Annotated in this window: 18 protein-coding genes, 1 tRNA gene and 3 rRNA genes; 8 read left to right on the top strand and 14 right to left on the bottom strand. The window is 45.8% G+C overall.

Translation table 11 applies throughout. From position 1 onward, the window contains the following. Positions 1-3: 3 nt before the first annotated feature. From dapF to lptM, 3 genes are read right to left on the bottom strand one after another with little or no spacing between them, the layout of a single operon-like run. Complete coding sequence (gene dapF, locus NP165_RS00525; RefSeq protein WP_257084447.1) at positions 4-834, bottom strand: diaminopimelate epimerase; 831 nt, start codon at positions 832-834, stop codon at positions 4-6. Between the two features lie 10 nt (positions 835-844). Beyond that, positions 845-2,098 (bottom strand): diaminopimelate decarboxylase, encoded by a 1,254-nt coding sequence (gene lysA / locus NP165_RS00520; RefSeq protein WP_257084446.1) that lies wholly within the window; start codon positions 2,096-2,098, stop codon positions 845-847. A gap of 38 nt (positions 2,099-2,136) precedes the next feature. Then, positions 2,137-2,253 (bottom strand): LPS translocon maturation chaperone LptM, encoded by a 117-nt coding sequence (lptM, locus tag NP165_RS20135; RefSeq protein WP_442538125.1) that lies wholly within the window; start codon positions 2,251-2,253, stop codon positions 2,137-2,139. A 75-nt stretch (positions 2,254-2,328) separates the two neighbouring features. On the opposite strand from lptM, the gene cyaY reads away from it, so the two are divergent. Further along, positions 2,329-2,643 (top strand): iron donor protein CyaY, encoded by a 315-nt coding sequence (gene cyaY / locus NP165_RS00510; protein ID WP_257084444.1) that lies wholly within the window; start codon positions 2,329-2,331, stop codon positions 2,641-2,643. A gap of 94 nt (positions 2,644-2,737) precedes the next feature. On the opposite strand, the gene NP165_RS00505 is transcribed toward cyaY, so the two are convergent. Further along, complete coding sequence (locus NP165_RS00505) at positions 2,738-5,266, bottom strand: class I adenylate cyclase (RefSeq protein WP_257084443.1); 2,529 nt, start codon at positions 5,264-5,266, stop codon at positions 2,738-2,740. A 335-nt stretch (positions 5,267-5,601) separates the two neighbouring features. Here NP165_RS00505 and hemC point away from each other — a divergent pair, with 335 nt between their 5' ends. From hemC to NP165_RS20015, 5 genes are all read left to right on the top strand, one after another. Then, a complete protein-coding gene (hemC, locus tag NP165_RS00500) occupies positions 5,602-6,540 on the top strand; it encodes a hydroxymethylbilane synthase (RefSeq protein ID WP_257084442.1) in 939 nt (312 codons plus the stop codon). 5 nt (positions 6,541-6,545) lie between these two features. After that, positions 6,546-7,289, top strand: coding sequence for a uroporphyrinogen-III synthase (locus tag NP165_RS00495; protein ID WP_257084441.1), 744 nt, complete (start codon positions 6,546-6,548; stop codon positions 7,287-7,289). A 3-nt stretch (positions 7,290-7,292) separates the two neighbouring features. Beyond that, positions 7,293-8,525: a uroporphyrinogen-III C-methyltransferase gene (locus tag NP165_RS00490; protein WP_257084440.1), complete on the top strand. Its 1,233-nt coding sequence runs from the start codon at positions 7,293-7,295 to the stop codon at positions 8,523-8,525. Beyond that, the gene (locus tag NP165_RS00485) at positions 8,525-9,703 is read left to right on the top strand and encodes a heme biosynthesis protein HemY (protein ID WP_257084439.1); all 1,179 of its coding nucleotides are present in this window, start codon (positions 8,525-8,527) and stop codon (positions 9,701-9,703) included. Before NP165_RS00490 ends, NP165_RS00485 begins: the two co-directional genes overlap by 1 nt. A 500-nt stretch (positions 9,704-10,203) precedes the next feature. Then, a protein-coding gene (locus NP165_RS20015) for an IS630 family transposase (protein WP_371133671.1) occupies positions 10,204-11,239 on the top strand; the annotation gives its coding sequence in 2 pieces (ribosomal slippage) (positions 10,204-10,662 and positions 10,664-11,239; 1,035 coding nt in all). A 146-nt stretch (positions 11,240-11,385) separates the two neighbouring features. Here the strand turns inward: NP165_RS20015 and NP165_RS00470 are convergent. The 10 genes from NP165_RS00470 to trxA form a co-directional block, all read right to left on the bottom strand. Then, a tRNA-Asp gene (locus NP165_RS00470) sits at positions 11,386-11,462 on the bottom strand. A 68-nt stretch (positions 11,463-11,530) separates the two neighbouring features. Then, positions 11,531-11,647 (bottom strand): 5S ribosomal RNA (rrf, locus tag NP165_RS00465). A gap of 105 nt (positions 11,648-11,752) precedes the next feature. Further along, positions 11,753-14,643 (bottom strand): 23S ribosomal RNA (locus NP165_RS00460). A gap of 336 nt (positions 14,644-14,979) precedes the next feature. After that, positions 14,980-16,531 (bottom strand): 16S ribosomal RNA (locus NP165_RS00455). The 16S, 23S and 5S rRNA genes sit together here with 1 tRNA gene alongside, the layout of an rRNA operon. Before the next feature lie 507 nt (positions 16,532-17,038). After that, complete coding sequence (gene fre / locus NP165_RS00450) at positions 17,039-17,752, bottom strand: NAD(P)H-flavin reductase (RefSeq protein ID WP_257084438.1); 714 nt, start codon at positions 17,750-17,752, stop codon at positions 17,039-17,041. A 14-nt stretch (positions 17,753-17,766) separates the two neighbouring features. Beyond that, on the bottom strand, positions 17,767-18,036 hold the full coding sequence (locus NP165_RS00445; protein ID WP_257084437.1) for a 2Fe-2S iron-sulfur cluster-binding protein: 270 nt from the start codon (positions 18,034-18,036) through the stop codon (positions 17,767-17,769). Further along, complete coding sequence (gene ubiD, locus NP165_RS00440) at positions 18,033-19,889, bottom strand: 4-hydroxy-3-polyprenylbenzoate decarboxylase (protein WP_257084436.1); 1,857 nt, start codon at positions 19,887-19,889, stop codon at positions 18,033-18,035. Before ubiD ends, NP165_RS00445 begins: the two co-directional genes overlap by 4 nt. Before the next feature lie 99 nt (positions 19,890-19,988). Then, on the bottom strand, positions 19,989-20,984 hold the full coding sequence (locus NP165_RS00435) for a hypothetical protein (protein ID WP_257084435.1): 996 nt from the start codon (positions 20,982-20,984) through the stop codon (positions 19,989-19,991). Between the two features lie 102 nt (positions 20,985-21,086). Continuing rightward, a complete protein-coding gene (gene rho, locus NP165_RS00430) occupies positions 21,087-22,346 on the bottom strand; it encodes a transcription termination factor Rho (RefSeq protein WP_257084434.1) in 1,260 nt (419 codons plus the stop codon). 195 nt (positions 22,347-22,541) lie between these two features. Continuing rightward, positions 22,542-22,868 carry a thioredoxin TrxA gene (trxA, locus tag NP165_RS00425; RefSeq protein WP_053410962.1) on the bottom strand — a complete coding sequence of 109 codons (327 nt, stop codon included), beginning with the start codon at positions 22,866-22,868 and terminating at the stop codon, positions 22,542-22,544. 111 nt (positions 22,869-22,979) lie between these two features. On the opposite strand from trxA, the gene rhlB reads away from it, so the two are divergent. Next, on the top strand, positions 22,980-24,281 hold the full coding sequence (gene rhlB, locus NP165_RS00420; protein WP_257084433.1) for an ATP-dependent RNA helicase RhlB: 1,302 nt from the start codon (positions 22,980-22,982) through the stop codon (positions 24,279-24,281). Positions 24,282-24,287: 6 nt separating this feature from the next. Next, positions 24,288-25,778, top strand: coding sequence for a guanosine-5'-triphosphate,3'-diphosphate diphosphatase (gppA, locus tag NP165_RS00415; RefSeq protein WP_257084432.1), 1,491 nt, complete (start codon positions 24,288-24,290; stop codon positions 25,776-25,778). Positions 25,779-25,811 lie beyond the last annotated feature (33 nt).

Raw genomic sequence — 25,811 nt, 5'->3', positions numbered from 1 at the left:
TTATTAGCAACTTAGCTGGCCGTCGAAGACATGAGTTGCTGGGCCTGTCATATAAAGTGGATTACCCGGGCCTTTCCAGCTGATGCTCAAAGAGCCTCCTGGCAAATTAACGGTGACCGTTTCAGCCAGCAATCCTTGAATAATACCCACCGCAACCGCGCCACAAGCGCCACTACCGCAAGCTTGTGTCTCGCCAGCGCCACGCTCATACACGCGCAAGTTAACTTCATTGCGATTAAGCACTTGCATAAAGCCTGCATTGACTCGCTCAGGAAAACGCTCATGAGATTCCAGAAGTGGTCCCAATGTGTCTACATCGGCCGTTGCAACATCGTCCACGACCGTAACCACATGAGGATTACCCATGCTTACCGCACCGCAAAACAGTGTTTTGTCTTCAGTTCGGAGAATGTAAGTTTTCTCCATTTGCTTTGCTTTGAAAGGAATTTTGTTTGGCTCAAACTCAGGTATACCCATATTGACGGTGATCTGATCATCGTCTTCGATGTTGAGTATCATTTTACCTTTTTTGGTGCTCACACTAATGCTGTATTTATTAGTCAGCCCTTTCATTCGCACAAAACGCGCAAAGCAACGAGCACCATTTCCACACTGTTCGACTTCACTGCCATCGGCATTAAAAATACGGTAATGGAAATCTGTTTCAGGATCGTAAGGCGCTTCAACAACCAAGAGTTGATCGAAGCCCACCCCGGTATGACGATCCGCCAAACGACGGATCAACTCAGGGGAAAAAAATATGTTTTGGGTAATACAATCAACGACCATAAAGTCATTACCCAAACCATGCATTTTAGAAAAATGGAAATGCATAAAGCTCACATTACTCCGGAAGAATGTTCTCTAACGCCCATAGACTAGACAGCTCTTCACGCTGACGCACTAAGTGAGCCTGATCGCCATCCACCATCACTTCAGCAACGCGAGTACGTGTGTTGTAGTTCGATGACATGACAAAGCCATACGCACCTGCTGAACGTACAGCTAGCAAATCATTTTGCTCCAGTACCAACGTACGATCTTTGCCAAGGAAGTCACCCGTCTCACAAATTGGTCCGACTAAGTCGTAGGTTACTGCCTCACCTTCACGAGGTTTTACTGGCACAATGTCTTGCCATGCTTGATAAAGCGCTGGGCGCATCAAGTCATTCATCGCAGCATCAATAATGGCGAAGTTCTTGTGCTCGGTATGCTTTAGGAACTCGACTTTGGTCAGGAGAACACCTGCGTTGGCAGCAATCGCACGCCCAGGCTCAAAGATCAATTCCAGATTTTGGTGGTTATCTAGACGACCCAATAACGCTTTTGCGTACTCTGACGGCTCAGGAGGGAGTTCATCTCGGTAAACAACACCTAGGCCACCGCCCACATCTAAATGCTCAATAGTGATACCTTGTGCTTCCAGATCATCAATCAGAGCTAGCAGGCGGTCCGTAGCATCAATAAATGGTTCGATATCTGTCAGCTGAGAGCCAATGTGGCAATCAATACCTTTGACATTCAGGTTCTTTAGGCTCGCTGCAAACTTGTAAACTTCAGGAGCTCGGTCAAATGCGATACCAAACTTGTTGTCACGCAGTCCAGTGGAAATATAAGGGTGAGTATTTGCGTCGACATCTGGATTAATGCGCAGCGAGATAGGCGCTTTCACTCCTAACGCTCCTGCTACTTTATTCAGACGTTCCAGTTCTGGCTCAGATTCAACGTTAAAACACTTAATTCCCAGCTCTAGTGCTCGCTTCATCTCCTCTTCGGTTTTACCAACCCCAGAGAAGACAACTTTGCTCGGGTCGCCGCCCGCAGCCAACACACGTTCTAGCTCGCCGCCAGAAACGATATCGAAACCGGAACCTAATCGAGCCAACGCGTTTAACACACCTAGGTTTGAGTTCGCCTTCACGGCATAACACACCAAATGTGGATGTGCTCCGACAGACTTGTCAAACGCATGCCAATGGCGCTCCAACGTCGCTCTTGAGTAAACATATAGTGGCGTGCCGTATTGGTGCGCCAAATCAGATAGTGCGACGTTCTCGGCCCAGAGCTGGCCATCATCCTGATAGTTGAAGTAATCCAAAGTGCTTTCCCTTATATTCTGATATCACTGTATAGTTATTATGACGGCTGCTCGTTCTGAGGTGCCTCTTCAGGCATGTACAATGGACCTGTTTGGCCGCAACCAGCCAAGCCAAGTACAGAAACAATAAACAGAGCTAAGATTGATTTTTTCATAGGTTCTATCGTGATTATTTTTTCAATGCCCCCTATAATCGCACCACACTCAGGAAAAGCAATAGGATAGACAAGATGAACGATACTGAATTTCATCAGTTGGTTGATGTTCAAATGGAAATCATCGAAGAAATGATTGATGATTCAGGTGCGGACATCGATTACGAGGTAACTGGCAACGTTATGACATTGGATTTTGAAGATCGCAGCCAAGTGATCATCAACCGCCAAGAGCCAATGAAAGAGATCTGGTTAGCATCAAAATCCGGTGGTTTTCATTTTGCGTTTGTCGATGAGAAATGGATTTGTTCAAAAACCGGTATCGAACTGATTGCTATGGTTAAGCAAGAGTGTGAGAAACACGCAGATGAAGAGATCGAGTGGCCTTAATCAGAGAGTAAGCCACAGAATTCTAAAACAAAGAGGCCATCATAACGATGGCCTCTTTGTTTTAATCTCAATGCAAATCGAGTCGAATAATTCACTAGGCATTGGCTATTTTACGCAGCTTTGAGCTCCCAGCGCTATCACTGCGATAAGGGACAATATATGTCTCCCCTTCTTCTGGGTGCACAATTTGGTAGTACTGAGGCAAGTTAAAGTTAATAAACTTAGAAGCTAACTTGTTGTCATCTTTAATCGAAGTGTAAAAACCGTTTACACTCGCGATCATCTCGTCTTTCTCACCTCTAAACTGGTGGTAAACTTCTACGCGGTTAGCTTCATCCAAAACGTAAATATTGAACCCTTGCTCACTGTCTTCAAAAAAGAACTGAATCAATCCTTCACTCGCAAAACCGTCTACTGCATCAGGCAACTGATAATCCTGCTCTTTATCCAGCATCAGAAGAGGAGAACCTTTCAGTTTATTGGTAGAAATACTACGGTAGAAGTCCACCGAGTTTTCGAGCATCTGTACAGATACTCCACGACGTTCGAAGAACAAGCCGTATGTCTGCTGGCCAATTCGCATCGCTTTAAAACGACGTCGCTTTTCTTGCTCGATCGGCTTCAAGCGTAAATCAATACACTCTGCCAGCAACTGATAAACCATATTACGCATAACACCGCGAAGGTTCTTACAGTAGCAGAACACATCCACAGATTCTGGCGGCAACGCGTCTTGGTGCATTTTGCCTAAAATGGTCTTCAATGCATCCAGCATCGAAGTCTCACCTTTGAAATGCAAAGTACGAACTTCTTGCCAAGAATTACGGTAAACCAAATCTACGCTACCCACTAGACACTTTTGATCTTGACCAAAACTAAGAATGTCGGTGTTTTTCGGGTCAAGTTTCAGGGCTTTACCACTCAATTCGGTGGTAGGGTCATTTTCAAAGTTAATGAACATCGCCAACTGGCTAATTTCACACGGGCTAGCCAATGCCTGCATCGTTGGTCGATGCTTACGTAAAGAAAAGGTGTTACGTAAATCGCTGACCATCTGATAGAACTTATCAATATCGAGGTGAGCATCGCGCACTACGGAGTGAAGGCGAGTCGATTCGGTAATCAAACCATTAAAGAATGACCACGCAACCAGTTTACTCAGATATTCATTATGCTCTAACGGAGCGCGACCAATAATTCGATGCGGCGAGAGTGGTTGCTTGTAAAGGTACCAGCCCTGCTTGTTCGTTCTTCCTGGGCGCACTTCAATGAAGGTCAAATCTGGCTCATGCAGGTCAGGCGAAATTTGTGGATTTAGAAGCGTTACTTTACCCGGTAAGATTTCAAAGGCTGCGTAAAGTTTACGTGCAAGCACACTAATATCTTGCGGACTGATCGCCGAGGTAATGTCGTTACGACGAGCAAACTGGATAAGATTGCGATAGCTCTGCATAAGCGCATCAAGTAGTGCATGGTGTACTACTTTCACTTGCTCTACTTTCCAGTTTCGGCGGTCATCTAGCTCACGAATGACACTCTCATCCCATTGCCATTGCTGTACCATTTCACCCAGAGCTTCGCGACGCCACGCCACCGAACCTACGCTCGGTTCGCGTGATAATTTTTCATGGGTTTTTAAATAGAAACAGCGACGAACGAGATCGAGACGCGTCTCATCCCCGATACGTTCTAAGTAGCGCGTTACTTTTTCTAGCATTAAATAGTATGCATCCATACCGTAAAGGTCTGGCTCATGAGCAAAAAAACGGCGCTTTGTATCAAGGCTAAGTAACTGGGTATTTGGGTACTCCCAAGAGTACGCTTCTAACAGGATAGCTTTTAGCACCGACTTGTAAGGCGAGTCGATACTTTTATAAAGTTGCCAAAGGTTTGAGCCGAAATATTCTTCTGCAGGTATGCAATTCAACTTACCAAAGTCGATCCATTTAGAACAATCAATGAAGCCATCGTTGCAAAGATTCTGAACATACTCGTCGTAACACTCTTCCATCTCAGGAGGAACGATTTGCCAAAGTAGACGCTTACCAGCTAAACGAACAGCTGAACGGTAAAACTCATCTAATAACAATAGGTGCTGCGATGAACCACAGTTATCACCTGTCATTTCTTCAGAATGATTAGAACGAAAGCGCTCTTCATCCATAAGGAAAAAGTTGGCTTCCACACCCTGAGTCTGTGCCCAGTCGGTTATCAATAAGCACTTATTGGTTAGGGACTCACGTTCATCCTGAGGCATCGTTGCAGACACGCAGACCCAAATGTCTAAATCACTTGAGGTACTCTGACCAATCGATGAGGTACTGCCCATTGTAAATAGACCGTGAATGGCTGGTGATGAGGCCGTGACTAATGGCTGTCCAATTGTCAGCTCAGTATCTTCAACAAACTGACGCTGAACATCACTAAACTCGAACTCACAAATGCCATAAGGGACTTGCGCAGCATAATATCCAGGAATAGAAGGATGGTTAAAATGCAGAAGGGTAGGAATTAAGTGGAATACACGCTGACTTTGCAAATCCATAAGTGCCAGCGCACGATCTGTGCGTTGCTGATTCAGATTATCAAGTCTTTGAATTAAAGTCTTTGTGTAAGCCTGCAAGGGATAGTCCTTGTTAATTACCTGTTGCGCTCTGACGAAAAAGCAATCTAAAGCGTCCATTAAACGTGATCAATGTAACACTTTTATTTTAATTGGTAAAGAATTGTACGATCGAATCCACATTATAGCCTGCCCTGAGAGCAGGTGGGGATAGTGTGGTACGGAACACCTATTAATTATAATAGCCAACCGCACAAACGAGAGATAAATCACACTCTTTTGATGATTTCAGGTAAGCAACAAGAGAAGTAATCATCCTGAAGATATTGCAGTAATACTTTTTGATTCAGAATGGTACGATTGGGGAATTACGTTGAATCAACCAGTAGAACATCATGACTCAAACTACCCCTATCCGTATAGCGACACGTAAAAGTCCTCTTGCCTTATGGCAAGCCCACTTTGTTAAAGATGCACTGCAAGCAGCTCACCCTGGTCTCGAAGTCGAACTAGTGACCATGGTAACAAAAGGCGATGTGATACTTGATACCCCCCTTGCTAAGGTTGGCGGTAAAGGCTTATTCGTTAAAGAATTAGAAGTCGCCATGTTAGAAGGGCGTGCAGATCTCGCCGTGCACTCTATGAAAGACGTTCCAGTGGACTTCCCTGAAGGCCTAGGTTTAGTCACCATCTGCGAGCGTGAAGATCCTCGCGATGCATTTGTCTCTAATACTTACAGCAACATTGATGAATTGCCTCAGGGCGCAATTGTCGGTACATGTAGCCTACGTCGTCAATGTCAGCTAAAAGAATACCGCCCAGATCTTGTGATTAAAGAATTACGAGGAAATGTAGGCACTCGCCTAGGTAAACTGGACGCGGGTGAATACGATGCCATTATCCTTGCTGCGGCTGGTCTAAAACGCCTTGAGCTTGAAGAGCGCATTCGTAGCTTTATCGAGCCTGAGCAATCGCTTCCTGCAGTTGGACAAGGCGCCGTAGGTATCGAATGCCGACTGGATGACGAACGCCTACTTAAACTACTTGATCCGTTAAACCACCAAGATACTGCCGATCGTGTTAAGTGTGAGCGAGCAATGAACTTGACGTTAGAAGGTGGTTGCCAGGTTCCTATTGGTAGTTACTCATTACTTGACGGCGACGATATTTGGTTGCGTGCTCTGGTCGGTGAGCCAGACGGTACTAAAATTGTCCGTGGTGAGATCAAAGGCCCACGTGATCAAGCAGAAGCCATGGGCGTTAAACTGGCCAATCAGTTACTTGATAATGGTGCCAGAGAGATTCTGACTAAGCTTTACGCTGATCACGAGTAATCCCTATGGCAGTGTTGGTTACTAGACCTGATGAGCAAGGAAGCGCATTATGCCAACAGCTACATGACGTCGGAATTGATGCGATGCATCAACCCATCATTTCAATCAAGCCAGGGAGCACACTCTCTGGCATTGGCCAAGCATTAGAACATTTCGACATCATTATTGCTGTCAGTCAACATGCGGTGAACTTTACTCACGAAGCGATACTGGCATCCTCTTCCCGATGGCCTAAATCAGCCACTTATCTTGCCGTTGGTCAAAAATCTGCACATGTATTGAGCAAAAAGACACAACAGAAAGTACACTATCCCGACATCAGCGATAGCGAACATCTACTTCGTCTCGATGTTTTGCAAAACGTGGAAAATAAACGCATTGTGATCTTGCGGGGTAATGGTGGCAGAGAACTTATTTTTGATACTCTCATGCAACGAGGTGCCAGAGTTGAATATAGAGAAGTATACAAGCGGGAAAATATAGCTTTCCACTCAGAATTACTCATATCGTTATGGCAGGATAATAACATTCAGCAATTGGTGATAACCAGCTTGGAGCAACTGAATCACTTTGTCTCTCAGTTTTCCGAGATCGAGTTAGATTGGTTACTTACACTAACGCTTTATGTACCTAGTGAACGTATTATGCAAGAGGCAATGCAGTTAGGTTTTAAAAAGGTAATCAATACCTATAGCGCTTCAAATAAGGACTTGTTGACTGCTCTCCGGTCAACTGAAACAGGACAATAAATAATGGCAAGTAAAAACAAAAACGGAATCATTGAACCTGAGAAAGAAAACAACGCCATAACGGAAGAGGTCGAGCAAGCGCCAACTTCCGAGGCAACTTCAAATGTAGAAAACCAAAATACGGATACTAAAGGCGCAGAGGCTACGGTTGGCGGCACTGCACCAAAAGACGTAAAAAAAGATGAGCCTCCCGTTTTTGAAGAAAAGCAAGGTAAACGAGGTGTCAAACTTGGCACGATCGCAATCATCATTTCGCTGCTGTTTGGAGGCGGTCTAACATTCCATATGCAGCAGAAAAACGCTGAATATCAAGAAAAAATCAATGCCCTCCAGTCTCAGCTAGATCAAACTGAAACCTCCCTCAAACAAGATCTTGAAGCGACACAACAAGCCACAGTTTCTAAAGCAAATGAAATTGCTAACCGAGCCGAAACCGTACTAGACCAGCAACAGAAGAGTATTGAAAGTCTGCAAGTTGCCTTAGCTGAAGTGAAGGGGCGTCGCCCTAATGATTGGCTTTTGGCGGAAGCGGACTACCTCGTGAAACTAGCTGGACGCAAACTCTTCTTAGAGAATGACGCTGTAAGCGCTACTGAGCTGATGGAAAGCGCCGACCAGCGCATCGCAGCTCTAAATGATCCAAGCCTGGTTCCACTTCGTAAAGCAATGGCTACAGACATTACTAAATTAAAAACGATCCCATTAGTTGATAGAGAAGGGCTGGTTCTTCGCATCACAGCACTACAGCAACAAGTCGACGCGCTACCTCTAGCCAACGCATTACTCCCAGAAGCTCAGCAAGTCGAGGAGCATAAGGTGTCAGAAGATCTTAATGATTGGCAAGATAACCTCATGACGTCCCTAAAAGATTTCTCTGCGAACTTCATTACTTTCCGAACCAGAGATGGGAATGTGATCCCTCTACTTTCACCAGAGCAGCATTTTTATCTGAAAGAAAACATCAAAGCGAAGCTAGAAACTGCAATTAAAGCAGTCTATGTAGAGCAACAAGACATTTATAGCACTGCACTTACCACCGCTGACAAATGGTCGAGTGCTTTCTTCAATCAAGATTCTAACAGCGTTAAAGAATTCAATAATGCGCTAGCGATGCTAAGCAAACAGACTATCCAGGTGGAATATCCGGTAAAACTTAATACTCAAGAAGTCCTATCAGATGTCATCCGAGAGCGTCTACGCCGTGAAGTAACCACTCTAGTCACGGAGGAAAAATAATGTTTCGTATCATTTTCCTGTTCGTTGTATTAGGTGCAGGCTTATTTGCGGGAACCCAATACTCAGGGCAGCAAGGCTATGTTCTCATCTCCATAGCAGATAAAACGATAGAAATGAGCGTAACGACACTCGTCATTTTTGTCATCGCTGTATTAGGCTTACTGTTTTTCCTCGAATTCCTGGTGAAGAAAGCGTTATACGCGAGTTCTTCTACTTGGAACTATTTTAGTGCGCGTAAATCTCGTCTATCTCGTCGATACACAGACGAAGGCATCGTAAAATTACTGGAAGGCGATTTTAAACAAGCAGAGAAAAAAGCAACTAAGTGGGCTAGTTACCATGACATGCCTCTTCTTTGCTATCTGGTTGCCTCAGAAGCCGCGCAAGGCTTAGGTGATACGGCTAAACGTGACAAGTATCTAGAGCTTGCAAGCAAGGAAACAAACGCACAGCTAGCAGTAGAATTAACACGCGCTAAGCAACAAGTTCGCGAGGCTGACTACGAGCAAGCACTAGAAACCCTTTCAAATCTAAAGGCAGCACACTCACAGAATAATATTGTTCTTAACTTGCTAAAAACGGTCTACATTGAGCTCAAACTATGGCAACCATTGTTAGACCTATTACCGAACCTCGGCAAGGTGAACAACCTTTCTGAAGAAGAACAGCTAAAACTGACGGAAAGAGCTCAATGTGGCCTTCTGATTGACATTGCAGAACAAAAAGGCAGTGAAGGATTGATTACTCATTGGAATAGTTTACCGCGCAAACTCAAGAGCGACAGCTATCTTGTAGAGTGCTTTGCTAAACAACTTATTTCTAGAAAGGCTGATAACGAGGCATTCACTCTAGTTAAAGAAAATCTGAAGAAACACCCTAACTCTGAGCTGTATGCACTTCTACCAGAAATGAATCTTGCCGATAATCACCCTGCTGTTGTGTTCCTTGAAGAGACACTGCGTAAAGATGGTAATAATGCGGAAGCGCACAGCGCGTTGGCTCAATTCCATTTTCGCAATGAAAAGTGGTCAGACGCTCAAGAACATTTCGAGAAAGCATTGTCTCTACGTTCTAATGTATCCGACTACGCGTATCTAGCAGACGCACTAGAGAAACAGAACTTAACCAAAGCAGCGCACGAAGTATCGCGCAAAGCACTGACTTTGATTCAAGAGTAAGGTACATCCTACCTACGATCAAAACCGGCTTAGTTAGCCGGTTTTTTTATGCCTTGAATACCCCATCCAAATCCCTTCCCTATTAATTAAAGCAAAGAGATATTGTTATATCTCCAATCTCCACACCTGCGTCATCTATGTTCAGGGCTATAAGCTGACGTCAGAAGGGATAACTCTCTAATAAGAAGAAAATCCGCTAAGATTGAACACTAGACGGGATGGTAAAGCGTAAAAACTTATAGAGTGATAATTGAAATTCTTCTTCCGTCCCCAAAGAATCGCATAGAGAAGTTCATTTTAGTGATATTGCTGAGCTCGAAGAAATATCAGGAGTTTAGGATAAATAGTAAAGACGCAGTATCCACATTGTTACTGATACACTAGGTAAGACAACTAAAGTATGGAGTACAGCTACATTCGCCGCAGGGATATGTTCTGATACCAATCTAAGAAAAAATATGATCTAATTTAAGTCCATTCAACAATAGAATGTATTCGTTATGGATAGCCTCAAGAATATTGATTTTAAAAAGCTCGCAAGCCAGCAGAAATCCATCCAGATGAAAATGAGATTGCTCGCACTTGCTCATTTCAAAGATGGACACCCTCGTACCCAAATCGCCAAGTTTCTTAAGGTGAGCCGAACCAGTGTTAATCGATGGGTTCAAATCTTTCTTGAAGAAGGATTAGAAGGGCTGAAGGAAAAGCCAAGAACGGGAAGACCGCCATTATTAACTTCTGAACAAAGGGAGCAATTGAGCCAATACATCAAAGATAAAGCTCATGATACTCAAGGTGGGCGACTGACCGGCGCCGATATCCATGCCTATATTGTGAAAGAATTTGGCCAGCATTATCATCCTGATTCTATCTATTACCTACTCGAGCATATGGGTTTCTCATGGGTCACTTCCCGTTCAAAACACCCACAACAATCCCAAGCGATACAGGAAGATTTTAAAAAAACTCCAAGACGAAACGATCCTTAAGATCCCAGGTCATGTCGCTTTAAAGCATGTCGATATCTGGTTTCAGGATGAAGCTCGATTTGGGCAACAAAATACAACAACACGGTTATGGGCTGAAAGAGGCACACGTCCCAGAGCAGTGAAGCAACAACAGTTCGAATATGCGTATCTATTTGGTTCTGTCTGTCCTCAAAAAGGTATTGGTGAGGCTATCGTTGTCCCATGGGTCAATAAAGACCTCATGATTGAGCATTTAAAGCAAATATCGGCGGTCACTGAAAAAGGACGTCATGCCGTCATCATTATGGATGGCGCAGGATGGCATACAGAAGATATCGCTAATGGCTTTCAGAACATCAGTGTCATCAAACTTCCCCCCTATTCTCCAGAGCTAAACCCTATAGAACAAGTATGGAGCTGGATGAGACAACACTATCTCGCCAATCAGTCTTTTGCGGATTACGAAGACATTGTCTCCAAAGTGTGTAGGGCTTGGAATCGTTTTTTGGCATGCTCCAACAGAGTCACCAAGATGTGTTCGAGAGAATGGGCAGACCTGACCAGTTAATTTTCCAGATTGGTATACGATTGGTATTGGAAACGCATAGTCTGAATTCGGAGAAGCATGATGGAAAAGCCGGAGATAGATCTTATGACTTCAAAATGCCATAAATGAAGAAAGCCCTGCTATTGCTAGCAGGGCTTCTGAATAAGTGGCGGAGCGGACGGGACTCGAACCCGCGACCCCCGGCGTGACAGGCCGGTATTCTAACCAACTGAACTACCGCTCCGCACTGGTTAGACTCTAAGTCTAAGTTTTTGCCTTTAGATTTTTCTAAAATCTAAAAACGAAATGTAAGCCTGGCGATGTCCTACTCTCACATGGGGAAACCCCACACTACCATCGGCGCTAATTCGTTTCACTTCTGAGTTCGGCATGGAAATCAGGTGGGTCCAAATCGCTATGGTCGCCAAGCAAATTCTTACTCTCTATTTCTAGAGAAAATCTGGAAAGCTGTTTTGTGTTCTCTACACATTCAATGTTCTTACTTTGAGTCCATCAAAACCCTTTGGGTGTTGTATGGTTAAGCCTCACGGGCAATTAGTACAGGTTAGCTCAACGCCTCACAACGCTTACACACCCTGCCTATCAACGTTCTAGTCTCGAACAACCCTTCAGGACTCTCAAGGAGTCAGGGAAGACTCATCTCAGGGCTCGCTTCCCGCTTAGATGCTTTCAGCGGTTATCGATTCCGAACTTAGCTACCGGGCAATGCGTCTGGCGACACAACCCGAACACCAGAGGTTCGTCCACTCCGGTCCTCTCGTACTAGGAGCAGCCCCCTTCAATCTTCCAACGCCCACGGCAGATAGGGACCGAACTGTCTCACGACGTTCTAAACCCAGCTCGCGTACCACTTTAAATGGCGAACAGCCATACCCTTGGGACCGACTTCAGCCCCAGGATGTGATGAGCCGACATCGAGGTGCCAAACACCGCCGTCGATATGAACTCTTGGGCGGTATCAGCCTGTTATCCCCGGAGTACCTTTTATCCGTTGAGCGATGGCCCTTCCATTCAGAACCACCGGATCACTATGACCTGCTTTCGCACCTGCTCGAATTGTCATTCTCGCAGTCAAGCGGGCTTATGCCATTGCACTAACCTCACGATGTCCAACCGTGATTAGCCCACCTTCGTGCTCCTCCGTTACTCTTTGGGAGGAGACCGCCCCAGTCAAACTACCCACCAGGCACTGTCCTCACCCCGGATGACGGGGCTAAGTTAGAACATCAAACATACAAGGGTGGTATTTCAAGGTCGGCTCCACCGATACTGGCGTACCGGTTTCAAAGCCTCCCACCTATCCTACACATGTAGGCTCAATGTTCAGTGCCAAGCTGTAGTAAAGGTTCACGGGGTCTTTCCGTCTAGCCGCGGGTACACTGCATCTTCACAGCGATTTCAATTTCACTGAGTCTCGGGTGGAGACAGCGTGGCCATCATTACGCCATTCGTGCAGGTCGGAACTTACCCGACAAGGAATTTCGCTACCTTAGGACCGTTATAGTTACGGCCGCCGTTTACCGGGGCTTCGATCAAGAGCTTCGACCGAAGTCTAACCCCATCAATTAACCTTCCGGCACCGGGCAGGCGTCACACCGTATACGTCATCTTACGATTTTGCACAGTGCTGTGTTTTTAATAAACAGTTGCAGCCACCTGGTATCTGCGACTCTCAATAGCTCCATCCGCAAGGGACTTCACCGTCAAGAGCGTACCTTCTCCCGAAGTTACGGTACCATTTTGCCTAGTTCCTTCACCCGAGTTCTCTCAAGCGCCTTGGTATTCTCTACCCGACCACCTGTGTCGGTTTGGGGTACGATTCCTTACAATCTGAAGCTTAGAGGCTTTTCCTGGAAGCATGGCATCAATGACTTCACACCCGTAGGTGCTCGACGTCGTGTCTCAGCCTTAGAAAGAGCCGGATTTACCTAACTCTTAAGCCTACGCACTTGAACCTGGACAACCGTCGCCAGGCCCACCTAGCCTTCTCCGTCCCCCCATCGCAATTGTAAGAAGTACGGGAATATTAACCCGTTTCCCATCGACTACGCTTTTCAGCCTCGCCTTAGGGGTCGACTTACCCTGCCCCGATTAACGTTGGACAGGAACCCTTGGTCTTCCGGCGAGGGGGTTTTTCACCCCCTTTATCGTTACTCATGTCAGCATTCGCACTTCTGATACCTCCAGCAAGCTTTACAACTCACCTTCAACGGCTTACAGAACGCTCCCCTACCCAATGCAGTAAACTGCATTGCCGCAGCTTCGGTTTATAGCTTAGCCCCGTTACATCTTCCGCGCAGGCCGACTCGACTAGTGAGCTATTACGCTTTCTTTAAATGATGGCTGCTTCTAAGCCAACATCCTAGCTGTCTAAGCCTTCCCACATCGTTTCCCACTTAGCTATAATTTGGGACCTTAGCTGGCGGTCTGGGTTGTTTCCCTCTCCACGACGGACGTTAGCACCCGCCGTGTGTCTCCCGGATAGTACTTACTGGTATTCGGAGTTTGCAAAGGGTTGGTAAGTCGGGATGACCCCCTAGCCTTAACAGTGCTCTACCCCCAGTAGTATTCGTCCGAGGCGCTACCTAAATAGCTTTCGGGGAGAACCAGCTATCTCCAGGTTTGATTGGCCTTTCACCCCTAGCCACAAGTCATCCGCTAATTTTTCAACATTAGTCGGTTCGGTCCTCCAGTTGATGTTACTCAACCTTCAACCTGCCCATGGCTAGATCACCTGGTTTCGGGTCTATATCCAGAGACTGAGCGCCCAGTTAAGACTCGGTTTCCCTACGGCTCCCCTAGATGGTTAACCTTGCCACTGAATATAAGTCGCTGACCCATTATACAAAAGGTACGCAGTCACAGGACAAAGCCTGCTCCTACTGCTTGTACGTACACGGTTTCAGGTTCTATTTCACTCCCCTCACAGGGGTTCTTTTCGCCTTTCCCTCACGGTACTGGTTCACTATCGGTCAGTCAGTAGTATTTAGCCTTGGAGGATGGTCCCCCCATATTCAGACAGGATATCACGTGTCCCGCCCTACTCGATTTCACTGAATGTGCGTTGTCAACTACGGGGCTATCACCCTGTATCGCCGGACTTTCCAGACCGTTCGTCTAACGCATATAAAGCTTAAGGGCTAGTCCAATTTCGCTCGCCGCTACTTTCGGAATCTCGGTTGATTTCTTTTCCTCGGGGTACTTAGATGTTTCAGTTCCCCCGGTTCGCCTCTTGCACCTATGTATTCAGTACAAGATACGTGCTTATGCACGTGGGTTTCCCCATTCGGAAATCCCAGACTCAAGTGGCTTTTACTGCCTAATCTGGGCTTATCGCAAGTTAATACGTCCTTCATCGCCTCTGACTGCCAAGGCATCCACCGTGTACGCTTAGTCACTTAACCATACAACCCCAAAGAGTTTCGCGGAGCGAATCTTGAGGATGTTGTTTAAACAACCAAAGTTGCTATCTCATTATTTGAATGAGCGAGATAGCTTTCGATTTTGCCGGACTCAATTTCTTTTTATTTTACTTTTTATAAAAGTGAAAACAAAAAGCCAAGAACACTTGAATGTGTTGTATTGGTGTTTGTCTTTAAAGACAAACATTGAGAACTTTACAAACAACAATAAATTGTTGTTTTGTCAGCTTTCCAAATTGTTAAAGAGCAATAATAGCTCGAAGCTTTCGCTTCAAAAACTATCAATCTGTGTGAACACTCATCGCAATAATCATCGTATAAGGAGGTGATCCAGCGCCAGGTTCCCCTAGCGCTACCTTGTTACGACTTCACCCCAGTCATGAACCACAAAGTGGTAAGCGTCCTCCCGAAGGTTAAACTACCTACTTCTTTTGCAGCCCACTCCCATGGTGTGACGGGCGGTGTGTACAAGGCCCGGGAACGTATTCACCGTGGCATTCTGATCCACGATTACTAGCGATTCCGACTTCACGGAGTCGAGTTGCAGACTCCGATCCGGACTACGACGCACTTTTTGGGATTCGCTCACTCTCGCAAGTTGGCCGCCCTCTGTATGCGCCATTGTAGCACGTGTGTAGCCCTACTCGTAAGGGCCATGATGACTTGACGTCGTCCCCACCTTCCTCCGGTTTATCACCGGCAGTCTCCCTGGAGTTCCCACCCGAAGTGCTGGCAAACAAGGATAAGGGTTGCGCTCGTTGCGGGACTTAACCCAACATTTCACAACACGAGCTGACGACAGCCATGCAGCACCTGTCTCAGAGTTCCCGAAGGCACCAATCCATCTCTGGAAAGTTCTCTGGATGTCAAGAGTAGGTAAGGTTCTTCGCGTTGCATCGAATTAAACCACATGCTCCACCGCTTGTGCGGGCCCCCGTCAATTCATTTGAGTTTTAATCTTGCGACCGTACTCCCCAGGCGGTCTACTTAACGCGTTAGCTCCGAAAGCCACGGCTCAAGGCCACAACCTCCAAGTAGACATCGTTTACGGCGTGGACTACCAGGGTATCTAATCCTGTTTGCTCCCCACGCTTTCGCATCTGAGTGTCAGTATCTGTCCAGGGGGCCGCCTTCGCCACCGGTATTCCTTCAGATCTCTACGCATTTCACCGCTACACCTGAAATTCTACCCCCCTCTACAGTACTCTAGTCTGCCAGTTTCAAATGCTATTCCGAGGTTGAGCCCCGGGCTTTCACATCTGACTTAACACACCACCTGCATGCGCTTTACGCCCAGTAATTCCGATTAACGCTCGCACCCTCCGTATTACCGCGGCTGCTGGCACGGAGTTAGCCGGTGCTTCTTCTGCAGCTAACGTCAAATAATGCAGCTATTAACTACACTACCTTCCTCACTGCTGAAAGTACTTTACAACCCGAAGGCCTTCTTCATACACGCGGCATGGCTGCATCAGGCTTGCGCCCATTGTGCAATATTCCCCACTGCTGCCTCCCGTAGGAGTCTGGACCGTGTCTCAGTTCCAGTGTGGCTGATCATCCTCTCAGACCAGCTAGGGATCGTCGCCTTGGTGAGCCCTTACCTCACCAACTAGCTAATCCCACCTGGGCATATCCTGACGCGAGAGGCCCGAAGGTCCCCCTCTTTGAGCCGAAGCTATTATGCGGTATTAGCCATCGTTTCCAATGGTTATCCCCCACATCAGGGCAATTTCCCAGGCATTACTCACCCGTCCGCCGCTCGACGCCGTTAACGTCCCCCGAGGGTTCAGTTAACTCGTTTCCGCTCGACTTGCATGTGTTAGGCCTGCCGCCAGCGTTCAATCTGAGCCATGATCAAACTCTTCAATTTAAGATTTTGTCGGCTCAATGAATACTGACTTCAAAACTACTAATGTAATTTTAAAGCTATTATCGTTCCAACAGAACGATAATGAATTGACTGTGCTGAATCCGAAGATTCAATGGTCACTTCGTATCATTGAAACCTAATTTGATACCGAGGTATCTAATTGGATTATCATCAACGAGTGCCCACACAGATTGATAGATTTATATTGTTAAAGAGCTTTTCTTTTGAGAAGCTTTCTTCTCAAAGCGGAGGTGCATTCTAGCGAGATAATTTGAAGAGTCAAACACTTTTTCAAATTTATTTTCTCGAGAAGCTTTCACCTCTCTAACACTGCTGAAGCCTTTTGCTGTCTGCCGTGTCAGTGGATGCGCATTATAGGGAGTTCATTGGATAGCGCAACCCATTTTTCATAAAAAGTTTAAAAAAATAAGCGTTCGTTGGTTTTACGCCCAAAAACAAAGAAAAAGAGAGCAATATGCTCTCTTTTTATCCAGTATCACATCATTTTTAAATGAAGGCATACGCGTCAGCAAACATTCGGTCACTTTGTGCGCCTTTGTTCTGCGTGAACTGCTCTCGCGCGGCTCCCGCCATTTCAAAACGGCCAGCAATATAAATGTCGTATTCAGCTAATGAACCAAAGTCTTCGCTCACCGCTTGAAGTACATTTCCTACTTTACCTTGCCACTCACTCGTATTTTGCTCAATAACAGGGATAAAATGCACATTGCTGTTCTGACTAGCTATCTCAACTAACTCTTCTTTAGCATAGAGCTGACACTCATCACGTGCGCCCCAGTACAGATAGATTTCATTGTCTTTATTCTGTGCCACACAGTGATCCAAGATTGAGCGAACATAGCTGAATCCCGTACCACCAGCGATAAGTAGTAAAGGTCGTTCACTGTCTTCTTTTATCCAAGCATCACCATGAGGTGCATCGATCGTAATATCGCTACCATTTTCAAGAGCAAGCTTCATTGCTTCTACCACTTCTAGTGCGTATGCGTTGTGTTCTGCGGCACCGATATGTAGTTCGAGCTCTCCTGCATGTCGGCAAGGGCTACTTGCAATTGAAAATGGTCGCTTATCCTTTTCACCCATAACTACCATAAGATACTGACCAGCTTTAAAGTTCACTGGTGATTCTGGGTGAAGGAGAATTTGATATGTATTACTCGCCAATGGCTTAATGGACTTTACTTTACATTGAATGGTCATGGTGTTCCTCTTACCTACTCCTCAAAAGTAAGTACTAAATTACTTTCGGCGATTGCCTGACACGCAAATATCCAACCTTGTTCTTGCTCTTTCTCTGTGAGCATTGGGTCAAGGTGATAACTTACTGTTCCCTCTAGTTTGCGGCACAAACAAGCTGCACACGCTCCAACTTGGCATCGATTTGGAAAGCTAATATTGTTATTGAGCGCAGCTTCCAAGACCGTTTGCCCATCTTGCACCTCAAACCTAATACCCTTTGGCTGCAAGATGATTGTTTTACTCATGATAACCCCAGCTTACTCCATTTCTCGTCTACCTGCGCAACGAGCTGAGGATCTTTCTTAATCGGAATGCCCCACTCACGTTCAACCTCTCCAGAAAATTTATTGGTTGCATCTAGACCAAGTTTAGAGCTTCGACCGTCTTTTGCGGGAATTTGCAACGTATCACGTGCAGGGTCCATACGGGTGGTCATCGCCCAAATCACGTCATTCCAATCATGAACATTGACGTCTTGATCGCAAAGAATGACAAACTTCGCATCGGTGAACTGGTCTAAAAACTCCCAAACATCACTTAATACCTGTTTTGATTGATGAGCTTGTGTTTTGTGCATTGATACGATTGCAAAGCGATCATGACCAGCAGATACAGGTAGCGCTACGTCAATGATCTCTGGGTGCTGAGCTTTAAGCACCTCTAGTTGCTCTGTAGTGATATCGATCTTTGGACCGTCAGTTAATTCTGGAGCAGTCACATTTTCCGCATCCCATTTAATCGTTGCGTCCATACCCATTTTTGAGCCAAGACCAACAACCGGAGAAGCAAAATCCAATGAATCGATCGGCGTATTCTCAATCATCAAGGTATCGCGTACAGGTTCCATATTCTCTGTCATGGCTTTGATGACATCATCCCAGCTACGAGCATTAACGCTTTCATCACACACAACAACAAACTTGGTATACATGAATTGACGTAGGAAAGACCATACACCCAGCATGACTCGCTTCGCATGGCCCGGATACTGCTTCTTCATCGTCACAACGGCCATACGATAAGAGCAGCCTTCTGGCGGAAGATAAAAATCCTCAATTTCCGGGAACTGCTTTTGCAAAATAGGCACGAAGACTTCGTTAAGTGCAACGCCTAAAACAGCTGGCTCATCAGGTGGGCGTCCTGTGTATGTACTGTGGTAAATTGGGTCTTTACGCATGGTGATATGCGTAATGGTAAAGACGTGATGCTTTTCTTTCTCATTGTAGTAACCAGTGTGATCGCCATACGGCCCTTCGTCGGCAAATTCATTCGGGTCGATGTAACCTTCCATAACGATCTCTGCACTTGCGGGTACTTCTAGATCGTTACTGATGGATTTAACCACTTCGGTTTTACTACCACGTAGCAATCCTGCGAATGCGTATTCCGACAAGGTATCTGGTACTGGCGTTACCGCACCAAGAATGGTCGCTGGATCAGCACCGAATGCAACAGATACTGGAAATGGCTTACCTGGATTGGTTTCCATCCAGTCACGTAGGTCTAACGCTCCACCACGGTGAGCAAGCCAACGCATGATGATTTTGTTCTTGGCAATTTTTTGCTGACGGTAAATGCCTAAGTTCTGGCGCTTTTTATGCGGACCACGAGTTACGGTCAATCCCCATGTCAGCAGAGGAGCAACGTCGTCTTGCCAGCAACTCATAACCGGAATTTTATCTAGGTCAACGTCATCACCTTGCCAAACTATCTCCTGACACGGTGCTTTACGCAATCTTTTGGCTGGCATGTTTAAGACTTGCTTAAACACTGGGATTTTTTCCAATGCATCTTTAAATCCGCGTGGCGGCTCAGGCTCTTTGAGATAAGCGAGCAACTTCCCCACTTCACGGAGTTCTTTGACGTCACTGCGACCCATACCTATTGCTACTCGCTCGGGTGTACCAAATAGATTGGTTAGCACTGGCATATCGTATCCGATTGGATTTTCGAATAGTAATGCAGGCCCACCCGCACGAAGAGTGCGATCGCTGATTTCTGTCATCTCATAGTTAGGGTCAACGGGGTGAGAGATGCGCTTTAGTTTCCCTTGCTGTTCAAGGTGGGCAATAAAGTCGCGTAAATCCTTAAAACTCATAGGCCTTCTGATGGACTGGTTAATCTGCACGCAGTATAACAAAAAGAGGGTTCATTCGATCCCTCTTTTTCATATGGTTATTTACGTCCATTTTATGCGCTATAAAGACAGTGCATGAGTAATCGCACTACTGCGTACTTTTTTATTGCTTGTTACCAGCTCTTCTAACCAAGATTGATAGCCTTGACGCGCAAGTTCATTAGCGACGATTTCGGCATCTTCTTTAATCGCCATCTTGCTGATGAGAAACTCTCGAATGTCATTATTTAGAGGTTTGATGCTCGCCAAAGCCTGAAGTGCTTTCTCTTTTAGCCTTGGATTTTGTGTAGCGATCTTCAATTGCTCTATAGAGAAATCATCTGCAATCGAACCCAGCCTAGACAGTTCTTTCTGGCTATTAAAGTCAGCTCGCATCAACCATAACAACTTATACACTTGTGAGTCTTCGCTAACTTGTGCCAACCTCACCATCACCGCTGATGATGGCAACCAACTTGTAACAGCTTCCTGTGTCAGCTGGCTAGTTAAGGCATTAATTGCATTGGGAGACAAACTATCGAGCTCGCGGATCAATAACGTTTCGCGAGTTTGAACTTGATACTCACTGCCAGACAACCACTCTTTTAGTTTGAGCTCTTCACGCTCGGCTTTCAGCACAAAATCGAGTGTTGACTGATCTTGTTTCCAGCGTTTGATTAAGCGATTTGCGATAGAAGGATAGTTAAAGGCAGGAACAGAAAACTCGTAACCATCTCCTCTTTCAAGGATTTGGTAAGTAGGCACCATCGATGTCTGACGCTCGACAAACAACGCCATTTTGGGAGTTAAAATGATGCTTTGCTCTTCAATTTTTTTGAGCAATAGATAACGAGCGACCTCTTGCTGAGACAAAGTAAGCCTCTCGATCGCAAAATTAAGAGAGTCGATATTATCTTCAACTGCATATTGCAGAAGTTCAGCGACTTTTTGATGTATTTGCTCATCCTCGAGCAGAACTTCCACACGCGAGGACGTCATTTCCATCGCGGAAGCAATAGGTGTTCCCAATAGCATAGATGCAGATAGGAGAACTGACGACAACATTCCTTGTTGCATGTTAACCTCCTTGTAACATTCTCGCCATTTTGCTTGCTCAGCAGAGAGAATGCAAACAAAAACGCCACCGATATAGTCGATGGCGTTTTTGTTAAATTTTAATTACTGGCGACGCATTGCATCAAAGAACTCATCATTGGTCTTCGTCATTGCCAGTTTATCAATGAGGAATTCCATCGCATCGGTTTCACCCATTGGATGAACAATCTTACGCAGGATCCACATTTTTTGTAGTTCGTCTGTCTTCGTAAGAAGTTCTTCACGACGAGTACCAGAACGGTTGAAGTCAATCGCAGGGAAGACACGCTTCTCAGCAATCTTACGGTTCAGGTGCAATTCCATGTTACCTGTACCTTTAAATTCTTCGTAGATAACTTCATCCATCTTAGAACCAGTATCAACCAGTGCTGTTGCGATGATCGTTAAGCTACCGCCCTCTTCTACATTACGTGCCGCACCGAAGAAGCGCTTCGGACGATGCAGAGCGTTTGCATCCACACCACCAGTCAGTACTTTACCTGACGATGGCACAACGGTGTTGTATGCACGCGCTAGACGAGTAATAGAATCAAGAAGAATAACGACGTCTTTTTTGTGCTCAACAAGACGCTTCGCTTTCTCGATAACCATTTCTGCCACTTGTACGTGACGAGACGCTGGCTCATCAAACGTAGACGCGATCACTTCACCTTTAACTAGGCGCTGCATTTCCGTTACTTCTTCCGGACGCTCATCGATAAGCAGTACCATCAACTCACACTCAGGATGGTTGTAGGCAATGCTCTGCGCGATGTTTTGCAGTAGCATTGTCTTACCCGCTTTTGGCGGAGCAACAATCAGACCACGCTGACCTTTACCGATTGGTGAAGCCAAATCCAATACACGTGCCGTAATGTCTTCTGTCGAGCCATTACCGCGTTCCATCACCATGCGTTCGTTAGCATGCAGCGGTGTTAAGTTCTCAAAAAGAATCTTGTTACGCGCATTATCCGGTTTGTCGTCGTTAACTGTGTTAACTTTTAACAGAGCAAAGTAACGTTCACCGTCTTTTGGTGGACGAATCTTACCTGCAATTGAGTCACCTGTACGTAGGTTGAAGCGACGAATCTGGCTAGGAGATACGTAGATATCATCAGGGCCGGCCAAATATGAACTGTCGGCACTACGTAGGAAACCAAAACCGTCTTGAAGTATTTCCAGAACCCCGTCGCCAAAAATATCTTCACCACTTTTCGCATGCGCTTTAAGGATGGCGAAGATGATGTCTTGTTTTCTTAGACGCGCAAGGTTTTCAAGGCCCAAGCTTTCGCCAAGTTTTACAAGATCAGACACAGGTCTGTTTTTCAGTTCTGTTAGATTCATGGTGGTGGATACTTGTTTAGTCAAAATAGGATCTGTTATTTAGTTAAGATGGATTTGGTCACAGGATCGACCAAGAAGAGAACTTGTTTAATTAACGTGCGATAAATTAGCACTAAATACTAGCCTAGTCTAGATTTTGTTGGAGCACAAAAACAAAACCGTGCATTATTTACAATGCACGGTCTTATGTGACTATTACAGGTTTGCGTCTAGGAACTCTTTTAGTTGAGTCTTAGACAGCGCGCCTACTTTAGTTGCTGCTACGCTGCCATCTTTAAATAGAAGCAACGTTGGAATACCGCGAATACCAAATTTAGGTGGTGTACCTGCGTTTTGGTCGATATTTAGTTTACCGATAGTGAGTTTGCCTTCGTACTCTTCAGCGACTTCGTCCAGAATCGGAGCAATCATCTTACAAGGACCACACCATTCTGCCCAAAAGTCTACTAATACAGGGCCTGCAGCGTTGATTACATCGTTTTCAAAACCGTCATCAGTTAGCTGCAAAATCTTATCACTCATCTTCCACTCCAATGTGTTTTTCAGAACTGGTTGGATGATAACCAGTATTAAGATGCCCTATTGGAATGTATTTACTTTCGTATTGCAAGCTTAAGCTGATATTCTATAGCCATGAAAAAGACGCATATCACAGAGCAAAAGTTCGCCGATTTGGGATTGCATGCCCAAGTTACTGAAGGTTTGATTAAAAAAGGGTTCGAATTTTGTACCCCAATTCAAGCCTTGGCGTTGCCGGTACTGCTCACCGGCCAAGACATTGCAGGTCAGGCTCAAACAGGGACAGGTAAAACCCTGGCTTTCTTGACTGCTACTTTTAACCACCTACTGAATACGCCTGAACATGAAGGCCGTAAACCAACTCAGCCGCGTGCCATCATCATGGCCCCTACGCGTGAGTTAGCTATTCAGATCTACAACGACGCAGCGCCTCTAATCGAAAGCACAGGTATTAAAGCCGCACTTGCTTACGGCGGAGAAAGCTACGACAAACAGCTTGCCAAACTAGAGCAAGGTGTTGACGTTTTGATCGGTACGACTGGCCGAATCATTGACTTCTACAAGCAACGAGTGTTCAACCTAAACCACATTCAAGCAGTAGTATTAGACGAAGCGGATCGCATGTTTGACCTTGGCTTTATTAAGGACATTCGTTTCCTATTCCGCCGTATGCCTGAACCAAAAGAGCGTTTGAACATGCTGTTTTCTGCGACGCTGTCTTACCGCGTACAAGAGCTGGCGTTCGAGCACATGCATAATCCAGAGCACGTGGTAGTAGAGCCTGAACAGAAAACCGGTCACCGTATCCAAGAAGAGCTGTTCTACCCATCCAACGAACACAAAATGGCGCTGCTTCAAACTCTGATTGAAGAAGAATGGCCAGACCGTGCAATTATTTTCGCTAACACCAAGCACAAGTGTGATTCGGTTTGGGGACATTTAGCTGCAGATGGTCATCGTGTTGGTCTACTAACGGGTGATGTACCGCAGAAGAAACGTGAACGCATTCTGGATCAATTCACTAAAGGTGAAGTGGATATTCTGGTTGCGACCGACGTTGCTGCCCGTGGTCTGCACATTCCACAAGTGACACACGTTTATAACTACGATTTACCAGACGATTGTGAGGACTACGTACACCGTATTGGTCGTACAGGTCGTGCTGGTGCAAGCGGTCACTCGATTAGCTTTGCTTGTGAAGATTACGCAATCAACTTGCCAGCAATCGAAGAGTATATAGAACACGCGATTCCAGTTTCTGATTACGACCCAAGCGCGCTGATTGAAGATCTTCCAGCTCCAATTCGTATGCGTTCTAATCGTCCGCAACAGCGCCGTACTAATACTGGTGGTTCACGTTCAAACAACCGTCGCCAAAACACTCGCTCTCGTCCGCGTCAACAGAAGGATTCTTAAGCGTCTATGAGCCAAGCAGTATCATCTCCGCTATATGCAGCCATCGATCTCGGATCGAACAGTTTTCATATGCTCGTTGTGCGTCATATAGATGGAAGCGTACAAACTATGGCTAAGATAAAACGCAAGGTTCGCCTAGCCGCTGGGTTAGATGAACATAATGCTCTTAGTCTGGAAGCCATGCAGCGAGGTTGGGACTGCCTGAGCTTATTTGCTGAACGACTTCAGGATATTCCGAAAGAGAATATTCGTATTGTGGGTACAGCTACGCTTCGTACCGCGACAAACGTTGAAAAGTTTCTGGAAAAAGCAAACCAGATCTTAGGTTACGATATTGAAGTTATCTGTGGAGAAGAGGAAGCCGCCACTATTTATAAAGGTGTTGCGCATACCTCTGGAGGCAGTGGCCGCCGCCTGGTAGTCGATATTGGCGGTGCCAGTACCGAGCTAATTATCGGTGAAGGCTTTGAAGCGAAAGCTTTGACTAGCCTTAAGATGGGCTGCGTGACTTGGCTAGAACGTCATTTTAAAGATCGCCAGCTAACGTCGACAAACTTTAATAACGCGATTCAAGCAGCTAAAGACACCTTGCAACCTATCTTAGAGCAATACACGCAGATAGGTTGGGACGTGTGTGTCGGTGCTTCTGGTACAGTGCAAGCGTTGCAAGAAATCATGTTGGCACAGGGCATGGATGAGGTGATTACACTCGCCAAGCTAAAACGTCTTCAGAAACAGGCGATGCGTGCTGAGCACCTTGAAGAACTTGAAATTGAAGGGCTAACCTTAGAGCGAGCACTGGTATTTCCAAGCGGCCTATCTATATTGATCGCCATTTTTGAGCTGTTAGAAATTGATTCGATGACACTAGCAGGCGGCGCGCTGCGTGAAGGCTTAGTCTACGAGATGGTAGAAGAGCTAAAGCAAGACGATATTCGTGCGCGCACGATCGCTAGTGTACAAAGCCGCTACCAAATCGATACTAGCTACGGTGACCAAGTCGCCTCTATGGCAGCCAAGCTTTTAAGGCAATGCCAACAAGATTGGATCAATGAAGAGCAAGGGCACATTCTGCTTGATACCGCCGCCAAGCTACACGAAATTGGTCTCACGATTGACTTCAAGAAAGGTGGTGAGCACAACGCTTACCTACTTCAAAACCTTGATCTACCTGGCTACACTCGCGCACAAAAACACCTATTGGGTGAAGTGGCGCGACGCTACCGTGATCAACTGACGTCACTCCCAGAACAGCACGCCATTTCTGGTACAAGTGCTAAACGTGTTTTACGCCTACTGCGCGTTGCCGTTCTATTGTCACATCGTAGAAATCCAGATTTGGAGCCAGCGTTTACGCTAAGTTCGGATGGAGACAAACTGACATTATCAATTGACGCCCAGTGGCTAGAGGCAAACCCTCTTACTGCGGCCGAGCTTGAAATCGAAGCCAACCGACAAACGGATATTGGCTGGCCACTGAACGTGATTGCCAAATAGCGAGTCTAACAAATAGCAAAAAGCCCGAGTGAT

Source organism: Vibrio japonicus, from assembly GCF_024582835.1.
GTDB lineage: Bacteria > Pseudomonadota > Gammaproteobacteria > Enterobacterales > Vibrionaceae > Vibrio > Vibrio japonicus.
Note: the sequence above shows the minus strand (reverse complement) of the source record. Positions and strands in the feature narration are given on the sequence as shown.

Bases quoted from the DNA above. Each gene is read 5' to 3' on its own strand.
- dapF (WP_257084447.1), bottom strand. From the start codon at position 834: ATGCATTTCCATTTTTCTAAAATGCATGGTTTGGGTAATGACTTTATG.
- lptM (WP_442538125.1), bottom strand. From the start codon at position 2,253: ATGAAAAAATCAATCTTAGCTCTGTTTATTGTTTCTGTACTTGGCTTG.
- cyaY (WP_257084444.1), top strand. From the start codon at position 2,329: ATGAACGATACTGAATTTCATCAGTTGGTTGATGTTCAAATGGAAATC.
- hemC (WP_257084442.1), top strand. From the start codon at position 5,602: ATGACTCAAACTACCCCTATCCGTATAGCGACACGTAAAAGTCCTCTT.
- NP165_RS00495 (WP_257084441.1), top strand. From the start codon at position 6,546: ATGGCAGTGTTGGTTACTAGACCTGATGAGCAAGGAAGCGCATTATGC.
- NP165_RS00490 (WP_257084440.1), top strand. From the start codon at position 7,293: ATGGCAAGTAAAAACAAAAACGGAATCATTGAACCTGAGAAAGAAAAC.
- NP165_RS00485 (WP_257084439.1), top strand. From the start codon at position 8,525: ATGTTTCGTATCATTTTCCTGTTCGTTGTATTAGGTGCAGGCTTATTT.
- fre (WP_257084438.1), bottom strand. From the start codon at position 17,752: ATGACCATTCAATGTAAAGTAAAGTCCATTAAGCCATTGGCGAGTAAT.
- NP165_RS00445 (WP_257084437.1), bottom strand. From the start codon at position 18,036: ATGAGTAAAACAATCATCTTGCAGCCAAAGGGTATTAGGTTTGAGGTG.
- ubiD (WP_257084436.1), bottom strand. From the start codon at position 19,889: ATGAGTTTTAAGGATTTACGCGACTTTATTGCCCACCTTGAACAGCAA.
- NP165_RS00435 (WP_257084435.1), bottom strand. From the start codon at position 20,984: ATGCAACAAGGAATGTTGTCGTCAGTTCTCCTATCTGCATCTATGCTA.
- rho (WP_257084434.1), bottom strand. From the start codon at position 22,346: ATGAATCTAACAGAACTGAAAAACAGACCTGTGTCTGATCTTGTAAAA.
- trxA (WP_053410962.1), bottom strand. From the start codon at position 22,868: ATGAGTGATAAGATTTTGCAGCTAACTGATGACGGTTTTGAAAACGAT.
- rhlB (WP_257084433.1), top strand. From the start codon at position 22,980: ATGAAAAAGACGCATATCACAGAGCAAAAGTTCGCCGATTTGGGATTG.
- gppA (WP_257084432.1), top strand. From the start codon at position 24,288: ATGAGCCAAGCAGTATCATCTCCGCTATATGCAGCCATCGATCTCGGA.